We start from the raw sequence: 12627 nt of genomic DNA on the forward strand, positions 1-12627 counted from the left end.
CCTCAGAAGGGCAGGAAGTTGAGGAAGAAGCGCTGCAACCACCCCATACGTTGCGCCTCGTCGATATAGCCACTGCCCACGTACTCGATGCGCGCGTCGGCCACTTGGGTCGACGCCACTGTGTTCTGCGCCGAGATGGTGTCGGGATTGACGACGCCCGAAAAGCGGATGTATTCGCGCCCTTGGTTGATCGCCAGCTGCTTTTCCCCCGAAACCAACAGATTGCCGTTCGGGAAGACGTCGATCACGGTTACGGTGATCGTGCCGCTGAAGGTGTTGTCGGCCGAAGCCGCCCCTTTCCCCTCCAAACTCATATCCGACGAAGCAGTCAGCCCCAGCCCCGTCAGTCCGCTCAACGGTAAGCGCGTGAGCGAATCGATACTGGCGGAGTTGTCCGATTTGCGCGACGCGCTTGCCGCCGAATTCTTCGTCGCCGAGGTTTTTTCGACTAGGTTGATCGTGAGGATGTCGCCGATGTAGCGCGGTTTGCGGTCTTCGAACAGCGGCCGCGCCACCTGCGGACGAAAGATTGCACCGTTGGGCGCCGGTTGCGCCTCGATCGGCAGTGGGCGCGCGGTCATCGGTTGGTGCACGATCGCAGGCGGCGTGGTATCGAGCGCGGCACAGCCTGCAAGGAGCGCCGCCCCCCAAGCGACCGCAAGCCGCGCCGCCCACTGCAGGACCTTTTTCTGCCACACGATCATTTCCCCATACCGTTTCATACCCAGCGCCGTCATGCTCGTTTCTCGTGATGCCCACGCATTGCTTACAGTTGCGTCAGCCGCCCCAACATCTGGTCCGAAGTTTGAATCGCTTTGGTGTTGAGCTCGTAGGCCCGTTGCGTGACGATCATGCTCACGAGCTCTTCGGCGACATTGACGTTGGAATTTTCGACATACCCTTGGATGATGCTTCCGGCGCCGTTCGTTCCGGGCACGTTGATCTGAGGGGCGCCACTCGCTGCGGTTTCAGCGAAGAGGTTTTCCCCGAGCGCTTGTAACCCCCCTTCATTGACGAAGGTCACTAGCTGGATCTGCCCCACCTGGGTCGGTGCCACCGCGCCGGGTTGCAGAACGCTCACGGTGCCGTCCTTGCCGATCGTGATCGACAAGGCGTCCGCCGGGATGTTGATCGCATCGGCGAGCGGATAGCCCGAGGCGGTGACGACATTGCCCTGATTGTCGAGCTGCAACGAGCCATCGCGGGTATAGGCGATGGTGCCGTCAGGCATCTGGATCTGCAAAAAACCGCGCCCTTGAATGGCGACATCGAGCGGATTGTCGGTCTTTTGCAGCGTTCCTTGTAAAAAGATTCGCTCGGTGGCAACCGGCCGCACGCCAGTTCCGAGCTGCAGGCCACTGCCGATCTGGTTCTGTTGGGTGTTCTGCGCCCCCGGCTGCCGCAGCGTCTGGTACAGCAGATCTTCGAACACCGCGCGCTGCCGTTTGTAGCCGGTGGTATTGACGTTCGCGGTTGTGTACCATCCTTTCTGTAAATTCCGTTTAGCGCCTCTGGCAGGAAGTGCGCGGCGCTCGGTCTGACGCCATGACTTCGAGAAAGGAGTATGCCCATCATGGCGATGCGTGTCGAAACCAATCCTTTGGAAATGGCTTATGCTGTGTTGCTCGAACACGGACTGGAGGGTGCCGGCGAGGCTCTGCGCATCCTCGTCAATGAAGCCGCCAAGATCGAACGATCCCAGTTCCTTGGAGCGGCGCCCTATGAACGTAGTGAGCGACGGCGTGACTACGCCAACGGGTACAAACCCAAGACGGTACTCACCCGCCTTGGTGAGCTGACCTTTCAGGTGCCCCAGGTGCGTTGCGGCGACTTCTACCCTTCTGCCCTCGAAAAAGGCACCCGCACCGATCAGGCGGTGCATCTGGCCCTGGCCGAGATGTACGTCCAGGGGGTCTCCACCCGCCGGGTGATCGAGGTACTGCAGCGCCTGCTGGGGCCGGAGATTTCGCTCTCCACCGCCCAGGTGAGCCGTGCCGCCGCCAGGCTCGACGAGGGGCTTGCGGCCTGGCGCGAGCGTCCTCTGGGCGAAGTGCCCTATCTCTTTCTGGATGCCCGTTACGAGAAAGTGCGGCTGGAAGGGCGAATCGTCGATTGTGCCGTCTTGATCGCCGTCGGCGTCGATGCGACGGGCAAACGGCGGGTGCTCGGTTGCACGGTGGCCACGTCGGAAGCCGAGATCAATTGGCGACGTTTCCTGGAATCCCTCCTGGCCAGAGGGTTGCACGGGATCAAGCTCATCATCGCGGATGATCATGCGGGCCTCAAAGCTGCCCGCAAAGCGGTGTTCCCTTCTGTTCCCTGGCAGCGTTGCCAGTTCCATCTGCAGCAAAACGCCGGCCAGTTCGTCACCCGACAGGAGGCGAAAAAGCACGTCGCCGCGACACTGCGCGCGATCTTCAATGCTCCGGACAAGGCAGAAGCCGAGCGGCTTTTGAAAGCCGCCCTGGACACCTGGCGCAAGGAGCATCCGAAACTGGCCGAGTGGGCCGAAACCGCGATTCCTGAATCCCTGACGGTGTTCGACTTCCCCGCTGCGCACCGTATCCGTTTGCGTACCACCAACGGGCTGGAACGCATCAACCGGGAACTGCGACGACGCACCCGGGTGGCCAGCATCTTCCCCAACATGGATTCCTGCCTGCGCCTGGTCTCGGCGCTGCTGGCCGAACTCGACGACGAGTGGATGACCGGCAAGGTCTATCTCAACCTCAACCCGTAACCCCGGCGTCATGACCAACACCACGGAAATTTACAGAAAAAAGGTTGCACAACCGACGTTCGCCAGGTTGTGGGAAATGACGTCGAGCTGGGTTTGCTGCGCGTCGAGCCCAGTGCGGGCGATCCAAAGCGAGCGGATCATCGCGGTTCTCCTGTTAGCAACTGCCAGGGGTCAAGATAGCCCAATCGGGCGAACGGAAGCGGGTAAAGTAACGGGTACTTTCCCGCCCAATTTGGTCATCGCGGCGACAACAGCGCGGTAGCGCGTTGATCGTCTTCTTCGGCAACCTGGATCGCCTTGGTATTCATCTCGAACTGGCGTGCGAGCGCAATCATCCGCACCATCTGGTCGACCACGTCGACGTTGGACTTTTCCAAGTACCCCCCACGCACAGAGACCATGGGGTCTTCAGGAGGTGGCGGCGTCCCGGCCGGCAGGCGAAAGAGCCCGTCGTCACCGCGCTGCAATTGGGTAACCGGCGGATTGACGAGCCGTAACCGCCCCACCGCTTCGACCTGTCCGTTCGCGGGGTCGATCGCGTTGATCGTGCCGTCTTTGCCGACCAGATAGGTACGGTCGGGCGGAAGGGTGATCGGCGCGCCGCCTTCGCCCAAGACCATTTGGCCGTTCGGCAGCCGCAACATTCCGCCGTTGTCAACCTGAAACGCACCGTTGCGGGTGTAGGCTTCGCCCCCATCAGGCAATTGCACTGCGAACCAGCCAGGACCTGCGATCGCGACGTCGAGCGCACGCCCGGTCTGCTCCAGCACCCCTTCGGAAAAACGCGCTGAAACGGTGGCATCGACGACGAACGCACGGCTGGGGAGCGCTTGAGATTGCACATTCACCGCACGGAGCCGATGCAACGCCTCTTTGAACCCCGGGGTATCGACGTTCGCCAGGTTGTTCGCGACCGCCGCCTGCTGTTCGAGCGTATATTTCGCGCCGGTCATCGCGAGGTAGATCATTCTGTCCATGGCTTACCCTTCACCCTTACCGCAGGTTGATCACGGTCTGCAAGATCTGGTCTTGCGTGCGGATCGATTGTGCGTTTGCCTGGTAGGCCCGCTGCTGGATGATCATATTGACAAGTTCCGCGGTGAGATCGACGTTCGAGGACTCCACCGCGCCGCCAGAGATGAAACCGCGCGTGCCCGACCCCGGAATCCCCGCCGCTGCCTGCCCCGATTCGAGCGACGCCGCCCACATGTTGTCGCCCATCGAGATCAACGCGTTGGGGTTGCGAAAGGTCGCGATCGCCACCGTGGCGATATCCTTCACGTCACCGTTGGTGTAGCGCGCCTGTAACCGCCCCTCTTTGGTCACCGAAACGCTCGCGAGCTCCCCCGCAGGCTGGCCATCCTGGGTGAGCGTCGTCACGGATGAGGCCAGCGAATATTGCGTGGCGTTGAACGTGACATCCACCACGCCGTCGCCATTTCCACCAAAATCGGCGCCGTTCGACAGCGGCGAAGTGACATTGACGGTCAGATTGGGTGAAGAGGTCAATGCGCCAGCACCGTCGAAGGTCATCGTCCCAATCGGGTTATTGGTGACCAGCGTAGGGTCACCGTCGAACGAACCATAAACGTTCCAACTGCCCGGCGCGGTTTTTTGGAAATAGAAGGTAAGGTTGTGCGCGATTCCCAGCGAATCGTAGACCTGCACCGAAGTGCTGAAATTGTAGGTATCCGGATTGGTGGCATCGAACGTCGCGGTGATCGCAGGCTGCCCCGCGTCGAGGTTGAACGTCATCTCGACTTGGCTCGTCTCAGCGGGCTTGCCCGCATCGAACGGCACCCGGATCGGTTGCGGGTCACCGGCTCCTGCAGCCCCGGGATACCCCAGCAACTGGTAGCCGTTTGCCGAAATGACGTAACCGTCTTTGTCGAGCTGAAATTCACCGGCGCGGGTATAGAACATCTGCAGGTCGTTCGCAACGGGTCGCTTGGTGATGAAAAACCCTTCGCCGTTGATCGCCATATCGAGCGCATTGCCGGTCGTGGTAATGCTTCCCTGCGTGAAGCTTTGCCGCACTGCTGGCACGCTCACGCCGCTTCCCACCTGCATGTAGGGGTTTGCCCCCAACGTGGTGGAATAGACGTCGGCAAAAACGGTCTGATTCGCTTTGAAACCGGTGGTGTTGGCGTTCGCGACGTTGTGGCTGATCACATCGAGCGCTTTTGCGGAACTCGACAGACCGCTCAAACCTTGCTGGAAGGCCATCGTTCTTCTCCTTTAACTCAGGACCTGTTTGATCTCATCCAGCCGATAGATCCCATCGGAGCCAAGCTGCAGGTCGGCGCCATTCGGCCCCCGCACCACCGCAGTGACCTGCGCCAACTGCAACGCTTTTGCTGTAACCGGATCCCCATTGCTTTTTGCCTCGATTACCATGCGGTAGGTGCCCGGTGCAGCGATCTGACCGTCGTCGGCACGGCCATCCCAGACGAAGTTGTGGGTACCCGCGTCCAGCGCACCCAGGTCCAGTTTGCGCACGGGCAGGCCATTTGCGTCGAAGAGGGTCACGGTGACCTGATCGGCGGGTTGCGCCAATTCGACACCACCCACGCCCCCTGCTTGCGTCAGTTCCAACCGCTCGCCTTCGATCAACACGCCGCGGCCCACCAACGCCGAGAGTTCGGAAACGCTGTTGGTATCCAAAAACTGCTGGAACATTTTGTTGAGGTTCTCGATCCCCTGAACCGTGCTCATCTGCGCCAGTTGCGAGGTCACCTCCGCGTTGTCCATCGGGTTGAGCGGATCCTGGTTTTTGAGCTGCGTGGTCAGCAACGTCAAAAACCGGTTCTGCATCTCGTCGGTTGCCGACGCGGTGCTGCCTTGGCGCCCCCCCAGACGAGCCAAAATGGCGTCGGCGCGGGTGGCTGTGGTTGCGTCGCTCGTAGCGGGGATCGCGCTCATGGCTCAACTCCTTAGGCGTTAGCCTTGCAACAGACGCAAGACGTTTTGCGGCGCGGCGTTTGCTTGCGCGAGCATCGCGGTCCCAGCCTGCTGCAGGATCTGAGCGCGCGAGAGCGCCGCGGTCTCTTGCGCGAAATCGGCGTCCCGGATGCGGCTGCGTGACGCTGAGAGGTTTTCGATCGCGCTTTGCAGGTTGTTGATCGTGGCCTGGAAGCGCGACTGCACTGCACCGAGCGTTGCCCGGATGTCATTCACCGTTTTGAGTGCCGCATCGACTGCGCTGATTGCCGAAAGTGCTTCGGCAACGCCGGAGATCGACTGAGCAGCCGTCGTAGCATCATTGATCGCCGACGCGTTGCCACCGGAAAAGATGTTGAACGCCGAAATCGCGATCTTGTCTGAGGCGGTCACCGAATCGACCGTATTCCCGGTATAGACACCCTCGGTCGTGAAGCCACTTGCTGTGGTCGTGCCGCTAAAATTGGCACCCACCTGAAAAATAAATGCCGCAGAAGCCCCGGTTGCTGCACTATTGTTCAAAACCTTCACACCATTGAATTCGGTATCCCGACCAATACGCTCGATTTCAAGCTGCAACTGCCGGAACTCTTTTTGCAGCGCATCGCGGTCGCTCACCGAGTTCGTCGCGTTTGCCGATTGCACCGCGAGATCGCGCATCCGTTGCAGAATGTCTGCGATCTGCCCCAATGCCCCTTCGGTGACCTGCGCCATCGAGATCGCGTCGTTGGCGTTCCGAACCGCGACGGTCATGCCGCGTATCCCAGAGGTCATCCGTTCGGAAATCGCGAGCCCCGCAGCGTCGTCCTTGGCGCTGTTGATGCGCAGCCCCGAGCTCAACCGCTGCATCGCGGTCTGCATCTCGAGCCCGCTCTTATAGAGGTTACGCTGCGCGTTGAGGCTCATGATGTTGGTGTTGATCACGCTCATGATATGGCTCCTTTTCGAATTTGGGCGAACCGCCCCTCACGTTATCTAAAGTGGGCGTTACTGCCCGATCGACAATGTTTTCTTTAGCAAATCTCGTGCCGTATTCATCACTTCGACATTGTTTTGGTACGAACGAGACGCTGAAATCATGTTCACCATCTCTTCCACGACATTGACGTTCGGCATGCGCACATACCCGTTGGCGTCTGCTGCCGGGTTGTGTGGGTCATAGACCATGCGGAAAGGGGCGGCGCTCTCTACGATCTCTTTGACCCGCACCCCTTTTGCCACCTCACCCTGAATCGGACGGACTTGAAAAACTACCTGCTTACTGCGATAGGGTTGTCCGTTTTCGTCGACCACACTCTCGACGTTCGCGAGGTTCGACGCGGTGGTATTCAACCGCACCGACTGCGCCGAAAGCGCGGAACCCGCCACCTGAAAGACATTCAACAGACTCATCGCTCACGCTCCTCATTGCCCTGTGATTGCGGTGCGCATCCCCCGCAACAACCGGTTGATGAAGTTGAGACTCGCTTCGTAGTAGAGGGTGGTTTCCGCAAACGCGGCGCGCTCCTGATCCATATCGACCGTGTTGCCATCGACACTGCTCTGGAGTTCGGTGCGATAGCCGGTAAAGGCGTCAAGCGGCAGCGCCGCTTCTTGAGTGCCCGCAAGGTGTGCAGGATGCGTACGCTTCAGTTCCGGAGCCGAAACTCCCCGTTTTTCTCGCACCGCCCCCAACGCAGCGCGAAAATCGAGATCTTTCGCTTTATAATGGGGCGTGTCGGCGTTGGCGATATTCGACGCGATCATCTGCTGGCGTTGGTTGTGCACCCGCAGTGCGGCGCGTTGAAACGCCAAGACCTTTTCCATTTTGTCCACCATGACTCTGCTCCTTCCAAACGACCCACCCACTTCACAAGCAGGTTGCATGCCAGACAGAATATCGCGCCGCGTTCCATCCGAACGGCAAAAAAAAGCGGCTTTTTTTCGGCAATTGGCCAGTTTTGCCGCGGCAAAGGTTGCCGTTCTCTTTTTTTTCACCCTCATCGTAAGCGCGCCACCCGCGCGCGCAGCAGCGGACCAAGCGGAGCCGACCGTACTGTCACAAACCGAGCTGACGCGGATGGTCGAAGATGCGGTTACCCCGTTACTGCGCGGCATCGAGGACCGTGTCACGTTTGAAATCGCCTCCCCATCGGTATTGGAAAACCGCCCGGCCTGTACCGCAGCGCAAGTCGACGTTCCGCCCGGCCAACGCCTTTGGGGACAGATCATGGTGACACTGCGCTGTTTTGCGCCCGATCCCTGGACGGTCTACGTGCCGGTCTACGTTCGCCGCTTCGGCACCTATCTTGTGACCACACGCCCGCTGCGGCACCGGGAAACCGTAACCGCCCGCGACGTTCGACCCGTGGAAGGGGAGCTCACCACGCTACCCGAAGACGTCGTGCGCGCCACTTCCGAGGCGGTAGGAAAAGAGTTGCGCGTGAGTGTCGCACCTGGGCAACCTTTGCGAAGCAGTTGGCTCGTCGCACCACTTGTCGTGCGCAACGGACAAAACGTCACCGTGATCCAACATGGCAAAGGTTTCCGCGTCGAAACCGAAGGACGCGCGATGAATAGTGCCGCTCAAGGCGAAGCGGTGCGCGTGATGCTGCCCAACCGCCAGGTGATCGAAGGCAGCGCCACAGCCGACGGCGCAGTGGTCGTCGAATGAAAAACGGCTCAAGAATTTTCCGCGTGAACCGTTAACTGCGAATACCGGAATCGAGGAACGGGAAACCGATGAAAATCGACAAACCAATTCTGCCACCTGGCGGAGACCCTTCAGTGCGCGGGACTCCATCGACGCGCAAGCCGGAACCGGGCCCAGGAGGGGGTCGTCTGCCTCCTCCTCCATCGGCATCGGCGGACGAAACCGTTGCGCTCTCTTCCCGAGCGAGCCTTCTGGCGCGAGCGGAGCAGATGATGAACGAGGTTCCCGAAATCGACTGGCAGCGAGTCGAGACGCTGCGCGCCGCGATTCAAAGCGGTCAATTCCGGATCCACCCGGAAAAAATTGCCGACAGCTTGGTGCGTGAAGTCGAAGCATTGCTCCATTCCGAATCATGAGCGAAGCGAAGCTGCCCGCGCCCACCGCGACCCAGCAGACCCTCCTTGCGCGCATACTCCAAGAGGAAATCGCGGTGCTGAAAAGCTTTCTGACGGCACTCGACGCCGAACGGCGCGCCCTGCACAGCAACGACCCCGCAGCGATCGAAGCGGCCGTCACGGAAAAAAACCGCATCGCCGACCAGCTTCAAGGGTTCGAGCGCCAGAAGCTGCGGGTGGTGGCAAGCACTGTTGCCGGTGCCGAGTCGGAACAGAAAGCGGTGCTCACCGCGTGGCAACGGTTGCCGCCGCTTGCCGACGCGTGGCATGCAGTGTGTCAACTGGCCAGACAATGTCAGGAGCGCAACCAAGAAAACGGGGTATTGCTGCGAGAGAAACAGCATTTCGTGCAGCAAGCGCTCGACGTGTTGCTCCACAGTCAAGAGCGCCTGAACATCTATGATGACAAAGGGCAATCGCGCTTGACCCTCACGGGGCATTCCCGGAAAATCGGTTCGGCGTGAATGCGTAACGAAGGGGTACGATGGAGCGGTTCGTCATCTTCAACCAAAAAGGGGGCGTAGGCAAATCGACGCTTGCGGTCAATTTGGCGGCAATCGCTGCGGCACAAGGGCATCGCACCTTGTTGATCGACCTCGACCCGCAGGGCAACGCCACGCTCTACGCGCTGGGTGCCATTGAGTCGCCCAAACCCACGCTTGCCGATTACTTCGATCAAACGCTCAATTTTCGCCTCAACCCCTGGCCCAGCGAAGCGTTCGCCCACCCCACTCGGTGGTCCAACCTGGCGGTTGCCGCCAGCGATCCCGAACTGGAAGCGCTCCTGCCCAAGCTGGAGAGCCGCTACAAAATCTTCAAACTCCGTGACCTTTTGGATCAGTTGGCGCCGGCATTCGATCGCGTCTATCTCGACACGCCGCCTGCCCTCAATTTCCTGACCCGCTCTGCGCTCATCGCAGGCCACCACTGCCTGATCCCCTATGACTGCGACGATTTTTCGCGCCGGGCGCTGCTGCAACTCGCGGAAACGGTAGCGGAAATCCGGATCGACCACAACCCGCGCTTGGCCATCTTGGGCATCGTCGTCAACCAGTACCAAACGCGGGCCGGGGTGACGCAACGCGCCGTGGCGCAGCTTGCCGAATCGGGATTGCCGGTATTGGAACCCTTCTTGACTTCGTCGGTGGTGGTGAAAACGTCCCACGAACGGCGCGAACCCCTGATCGCTTTTGCCCCGAAACACCCCTTGACGCAAAAAATGGTTGCGCTCTTCGCCGCGATCGAAGCCCGCGTTCCCCAGTCGTAACGCACTATTGACTGCTGCCGCTCCGGCAACCCCCAGTACCTTTCCCGTTTACAACGCTTCGAGCTTCGCCACGCTCAAGAGCAACCGTTTGACCCCGACACTAGGGCCGAAACGAACCGTTGCCTGTTGGTGCACACCGCTGCCTTCCACTTGAAGAATCACCCCTTCGCCAAACTTGGGATGACGAACCGCTTGTCCTGGCTGCCACGAGGAACCGGGCCGATCACCCGACGTGTGCGCAGATGGCGGGGAAGACGCCGCGCTCGACTCGGCGTCCCATCCCGGCGCACGCGGCTTGCGCCCCGAAAGCGGCAACAACAGCGTTTCGGGAATCTCGGTAACGAAACGGGAAACCGGGCGGTAACGACTTGCGCCATGCCAAAACCGGCTTGCCGCCCAACTCAAATAGAGCCGCTCTTTGGCACGAGTGACCGCTACGTACATCAACCGCCGCTCCTCTTCCAGGCCGGCACCGTCGCCGCCAAAATTGGGGAGCGCATTTTCGTGAGGGAATACCCCATCTTCCAACCCGACCAAAAAAACAGCGCCGAACTCCAGCCCTTTCGCGGCATGCACCGTCATCAGACGCACCGCGCGCTCGTGACTCCCTGCTTGCATTTCCCCCGATTCGAGCGCGGCGTGCTGAAGAAACAGGGTGAGCATCTCGTGCCCGGTCGCCGTGATGCCTTCGCGCGCCATCTCGGTGACGAATTCGTGGCCCGCATCAACGAGCGCCGCCAGGTTCTCCAGCCGCTCTTCGCGCGCTGCGCGATCACGCGTAGCTTCTTCGGCAAAAAGGGCCTGTAAGCCGCTCTTTTCGATCACGAGCGCGATCGCATCCGGAAGCGGCAACGTCGCGGTGGCATCGCGCAGCTCGTCGATGAGCGCCGCAAAGCGCTGGACAGCCGCGCCGCCGCGACCACCAAGCTTATTCACCGCGGCCTCCCAATGCCCTTCGCTCTCAGCCGCAGCGAGCAACTGTTCGACCGTTTTCGCCCCGATACCCCGTGCCGGCACGTTGATCACCCGCAAGAGCGCATTGGTGTCGTCCGGCAACACCAGAAGACGCAAATAGGCGATCGCGTGTTTGATCTCCGCGCGGTCGAAAAAACGCACCCCCCCATAGACACGATACGGAATCCCCGCAGCCAAGAGGTGATGCTCGAAAACGCGCGACATCGCATTCGTGCGGTAGAGCACCGCAATCTCGTCGGCACTCCAGCCGTCGCGAATCAGTGCGCCGATTTCATCGACGACAAATTGCGCCTCTTGCCCTTCGTCCATCGCCTCGAAGGTGCGGATCGGCTCCCCTTCGCCGCGATCGGTCACGAGTTTTTTCCCCAACCGGCTCGCGTTGTTGGCGATGATGGCGTTCGCTGCAGCCAGAATGTTGCCCGCCGAACGGTAGTTGCGTTCGAGCCGCACGAGCTCCGCTTGGTATTCTTGCTGAAAGCGCGCCAGCAACGCGCTCATCGCGCCGCGAAAGCCGTAGATCGCCTGATCGTCGTCCCCGACGCAGAAGAGCCACGCCCCCACCTCACCGGTAGCGACATCGCATGCCAACTGTTGCAACCAACGGTATTGCAACGGGTTGGTGTCCTGGAACTCATCGACCAAGACGTGCTGGAAACGTTGGCGATAGTGCGCCCGCAAGGTTTCGTTGCGGTGCAGCAGTTCGAGCGCCCGCAAGAGCAATTCGGCGAAATCGACCACCCCTTCGCGCGCGCACGCGGCTTCGTACTCCTGCCACAAGGTGAGGAACAATTGCCCGCGCGCGCCTTGTGGCGCGAGCTCCTCCGGTCGCTCCCCGCGTTCTTTGTGGGCGTTGATGAACCCGACGAGTTCGCGCGGCGCCACCATCGCTTCTGGGACCGCCAAACGCTTGAGCAGCCGTTTCACCAACGCCAACTGGTCGGCCGCATCCAGAATCTGGAACGCCGTCGGCAACCCGGCTTCGGTGGCATGACGGCGCAACAGACGGTGCGCGATGCTGTGAAACGTCCCCAACCAAACACCCCGCTGCCCATCCACCGCTGCTGGCACCACCAATTGTGCCAACCGCTCGCGCATCTCCCGCGCCGCCTTGTTGGTGAAGGTGACTGCCAGAATCGCACCCGGATCGACCCCTTCCCGCTCGATCAACCACGCAATCCGGTGGGTCAACACGCGCGTCTTTCCCGAGCCGGCGCCAGCCAATACCAGCGCATGGCCAGGCGGCAGGGTCACCGCACGCCGCTGTTGAGGATCCAGGCGGTCGAGCACACCGTCGGTCATCACGCATCCTTTTCGCCGTACCAGGCGCGATTGTACCCAAGCCGCCCTACTGCCCCCGCTCACGTGGGGATCCCGTCAAGAAAAATCGCGAGAACAAGAACAAACGCTCAAAAAGACTGAACCGAAATTCTTGCCTTATCACTTTTGATGCGATAAAATTCGCGATTACACTGTTTCATGGTGATCTCCTCCTTTCTTTTGAGTGGTTTTGTCTCCCTCCCTCTCCATCTAACCCATGGAGTTCCCGCCCGCGCCCTTCGCGCGGGCTTTTTTTTGCCGCTTGCCTTCGCGCTATACTTCGATTCTTACGCGCATGGCA

Annotated in this window: 13 protein-coding genes and 2 pseudogenes; 5 read left to right on the top strand and 10 right to left on the bottom strand. The window is 60.5% G+C overall.

Annotation, left to right across the window (positions count from 1 at the left end; genetic code table 11):
* Positions 1-2: 2 nt before the first annotated feature.
* Complete coding sequence (locus tag HPTL_RS07940; RefSeq protein ID WP_219972740.1) at positions 3-737, bottom strand: flagellar basal body L-ring protein FlgH; 735 nt, start codon at positions 735-737, stop codon at positions 3-5.
* Between the two features lie 29 nt (positions 738-766).
* Positions 767-1471: pseudogene (gene flgG, locus HPTL_RS07945) on the bottom strand (flagellar basal-body rod protein FlgG); the annotation flags it as partial.
* Between the two features lie 102 nt (positions 1472-1573).
* Between flgG and HPTL_RS07950 the strand changes: the two are divergent.
* Complete coding sequence (locus HPTL_RS07950) at positions 1574-2740, top strand: IS256 family transposase (protein WP_119334379.1); 1167 nt, start codon at positions 1574-1576, stop codon at positions 2738-2740.
* Positions 2741-2779: 39 nt separating this feature from the next.
* Here HPTL_RS07950 and HPTL_RS07955 read toward each other — a convergent pair.
* The 7 genes and pseudogenes from HPTL_RS07955 to flgB all read right to left on the bottom strand — a co-directional run.
* Positions 2780-2881: pseudogene (locus HPTL_RS07955) on the bottom strand (flagellar basal body protein); the annotation flags it as partial.
* 95 nt (positions 2882-2976) lie between these two features.
* Positions 2977-3717, bottom strand: coding sequence for a flagellar basal-body rod protein FlgF (gene flgF / locus HPTL_RS07960; RefSeq protein ID WP_119335511.1), 741 nt, complete (start codon positions 3715-3717; stop codon positions 2977-2979).
* Positions 3718-3733: 16 nt separating this feature from the next.
* Positions 3734-4966 (bottom strand): flagellar hook protein FlgE, encoded by a 1233-nt coding sequence (flgE, locus tag HPTL_RS07965; protein WP_119335512.1) that lies wholly within the window; start codon positions 4964-4966, stop codon positions 3734-3736.
* A 12-nt stretch (positions 4967-4978) separates the two neighbouring features.
* A complete protein-coding gene (locus tag HPTL_RS07970) occupies positions 4979-5662 on the bottom strand; it encodes a flagellar hook assembly protein FlgD (RefSeq protein WP_119335513.1) in 684 nt (227 codons plus the stop codon).
* Positions 5663-5680: 18 nt separating this feature from the next.
* Positions 5681-6613, bottom strand: coding sequence for a flagellin N-terminal helical domain-containing protein (locus tag HPTL_RS07975; RefSeq protein WP_119335514.1), 933 nt, complete (start codon positions 6611-6613; stop codon positions 5681-5683).
* Between the two features lie 54 nt (positions 6614-6667).
* Positions 6668-7072, bottom strand: coding sequence for a flagellar basal body rod protein FlgC (gene flgC / locus HPTL_RS07980; protein ID WP_119335515.1), 405 nt, complete (start codon positions 7070-7072; stop codon positions 6668-6670).
* Positions 7073-7084: 12 nt separating this feature from the next.
* A complete protein-coding gene (gene flgB / locus HPTL_RS07985; RefSeq protein ID WP_119335516.1) occupies positions 7085-7498 on the bottom strand; it encodes a flagellar basal body rod protein FlgB in 414 nt (137 codons plus the stop codon).
* Between the two features lie 46 nt (positions 7499-7544).
* On the opposite strand from flgB, the gene flgA reads away from it, so the two are divergent.
* The 4 genes from flgA (at position 7545) to HPTL_RS08005 (ending at position 10034) form a co-directional block, all read left to right on the top strand.
* Entirely contained in the window at positions 7545-8333 is a 789-nt protein-coding gene (flgA, locus tag HPTL_RS07990; RefSeq protein WP_170141314.1) for a flagellar basal body P-ring formation chaperone FlgA, read from the top strand.
* Positions 8334-8401: 68 nt separating this feature from the next.
* Positions 8402-8728 (top strand): flagellar biosynthesis anti-sigma factor FlgM, encoded by a 327-nt coding sequence (flgM, locus tag HPTL_RS07995; RefSeq protein WP_119335518.1) that lies wholly within the window; start codon positions 8402-8404, stop codon positions 8726-8728.
* Positions 8725-9231 (top strand): flagella synthesis protein FlgN, encoded by a 507-nt coding sequence (locus HPTL_RS08000; protein ID WP_119335519.1) that lies wholly within the window; start codon positions 8725-8727, stop codon positions 9229-9231. Before flgM ends, HPTL_RS08000 begins: the two co-directional genes overlap by 4 nt.
* 20 nt (positions 9232-9251) lie before the next feature.
* The gene (locus HPTL_RS08005; protein WP_119335520.1) at positions 9252-10034 is read left to right on the top strand and encodes a ParA family protein; all 783 of its coding nucleotides are present in this window, start codon (positions 9252-9254) and stop codon (positions 10032-10034) included.
* A gap of 48 nt (positions 10035-10082) precedes the next feature.
* On the opposite strand, the gene HPTL_RS08010 is transcribed toward HPTL_RS08005, so the two are convergent.
* Positions 10083-12308 carry a UvrD-helicase domain-containing protein gene (locus HPTL_RS08010; protein WP_119335521.1) on the bottom strand — a complete coding sequence of 742 codons (2226 nt, stop codon included), beginning with the start codon at positions 12306-12308 and terminating at the stop codon, positions 10083-10085.
* Positions 12309-12627: the final 319 nt, after the last annotated feature.

It is taken from the genome of Hydrogenophilus thermoluteolus (genome assembly GCF_003574215.1).
Taxonomy (GTDB): domain Bacteria; phylum Pseudomonadota; class Gammaproteobacteria; order Burkholderiales; family Rhodocyclaceae; genus Hydrogenophilus; species Hydrogenophilus thermoluteolus.

What these genes read in the sequence shown, in the direction of transcription:
- HPTL_RS07940 (WP_219972740.1), bottom strand. Translation starts at nt 737, where the DNA reads ATGACGGCGCTGGGTATGAAACGGTATGGGGAAATGATCGTGTGGCAG.
- HPTL_RS07950 (WP_119334379.1), top strand. Translation starts at nt 1,574, where the DNA reads ATGGCGATGCGTGTCGAAACCAATCCTTTGGAAATGGCTTATGCTGTG.
- flgF (WP_119335511.1), bottom strand. Translation starts at nt 3,717, where the DNA reads ATGGACAGAATGATCTACCTCGCGATGACCGGCGCGAAATATACGCTC.
- flgE (WP_119335512.1), bottom strand. Translation starts at nt 4,966, where the DNA reads ATGGCCTTCCAGCAAGGTTTGAGCGGTCTGTCGAGTTCCGCAAAAGCG.
- HPTL_RS07970 (WP_119335513.1), bottom strand. Translation starts at nt 5,662, where the DNA reads ATGAGCGCGATCCCCGCTACGAGCGACGCAACCACAGCCACCCGCGCC.
- flgC (WP_119335515.1), bottom strand. Translation starts at nt 7,072, where the DNA reads ATGAGTCTGTTGAATGTCTTTCAGGTGGCGGGTTCCGCGCTTTCGGCG.
- flgB (WP_119335516.1), bottom strand. Translation starts at nt 7,498, where the DNA reads ATGGTGGACAAAATGGAAAAGGTCTTGGCGTTTCAACGCGCCGCACTG.
- flgA (WP_170141314.1), top strand. Translation starts at nt 7,545, where the DNA reads ATGCCAGACAGAATATCGCGCCGCGTTCCATCCGAACGGCAAAAAAAA.
- flgM (WP_119335518.1), top strand. Translation starts at nt 8,402, where the DNA reads ATGAAAATCGACAAACCAATTCTGCCACCTGGCGGAGACCCTTCAGTG.
- HPTL_RS08000 (WP_119335519.1), top strand. Translation starts at nt 8,725, where the DNA reads ATGAGCGAAGCGAAGCTGCCCGCGCCCACCGCGACCCAGCAGACCCTC.
- HPTL_RS08005 (WP_119335520.1), top strand. Translation starts at nt 9,252, where the DNA reads ATGGAGCGGTTCGTCATCTTCAACCAAAAAGGGGGCGTAGGCAAATCG.
- HPTL_RS08010 (WP_119335521.1), bottom strand. Translation starts at nt 12,308, where the DNA reads ATGACCGACGGTGTGCTCGACCGCCTGGATCCTCAACAGCGGCGTGCG.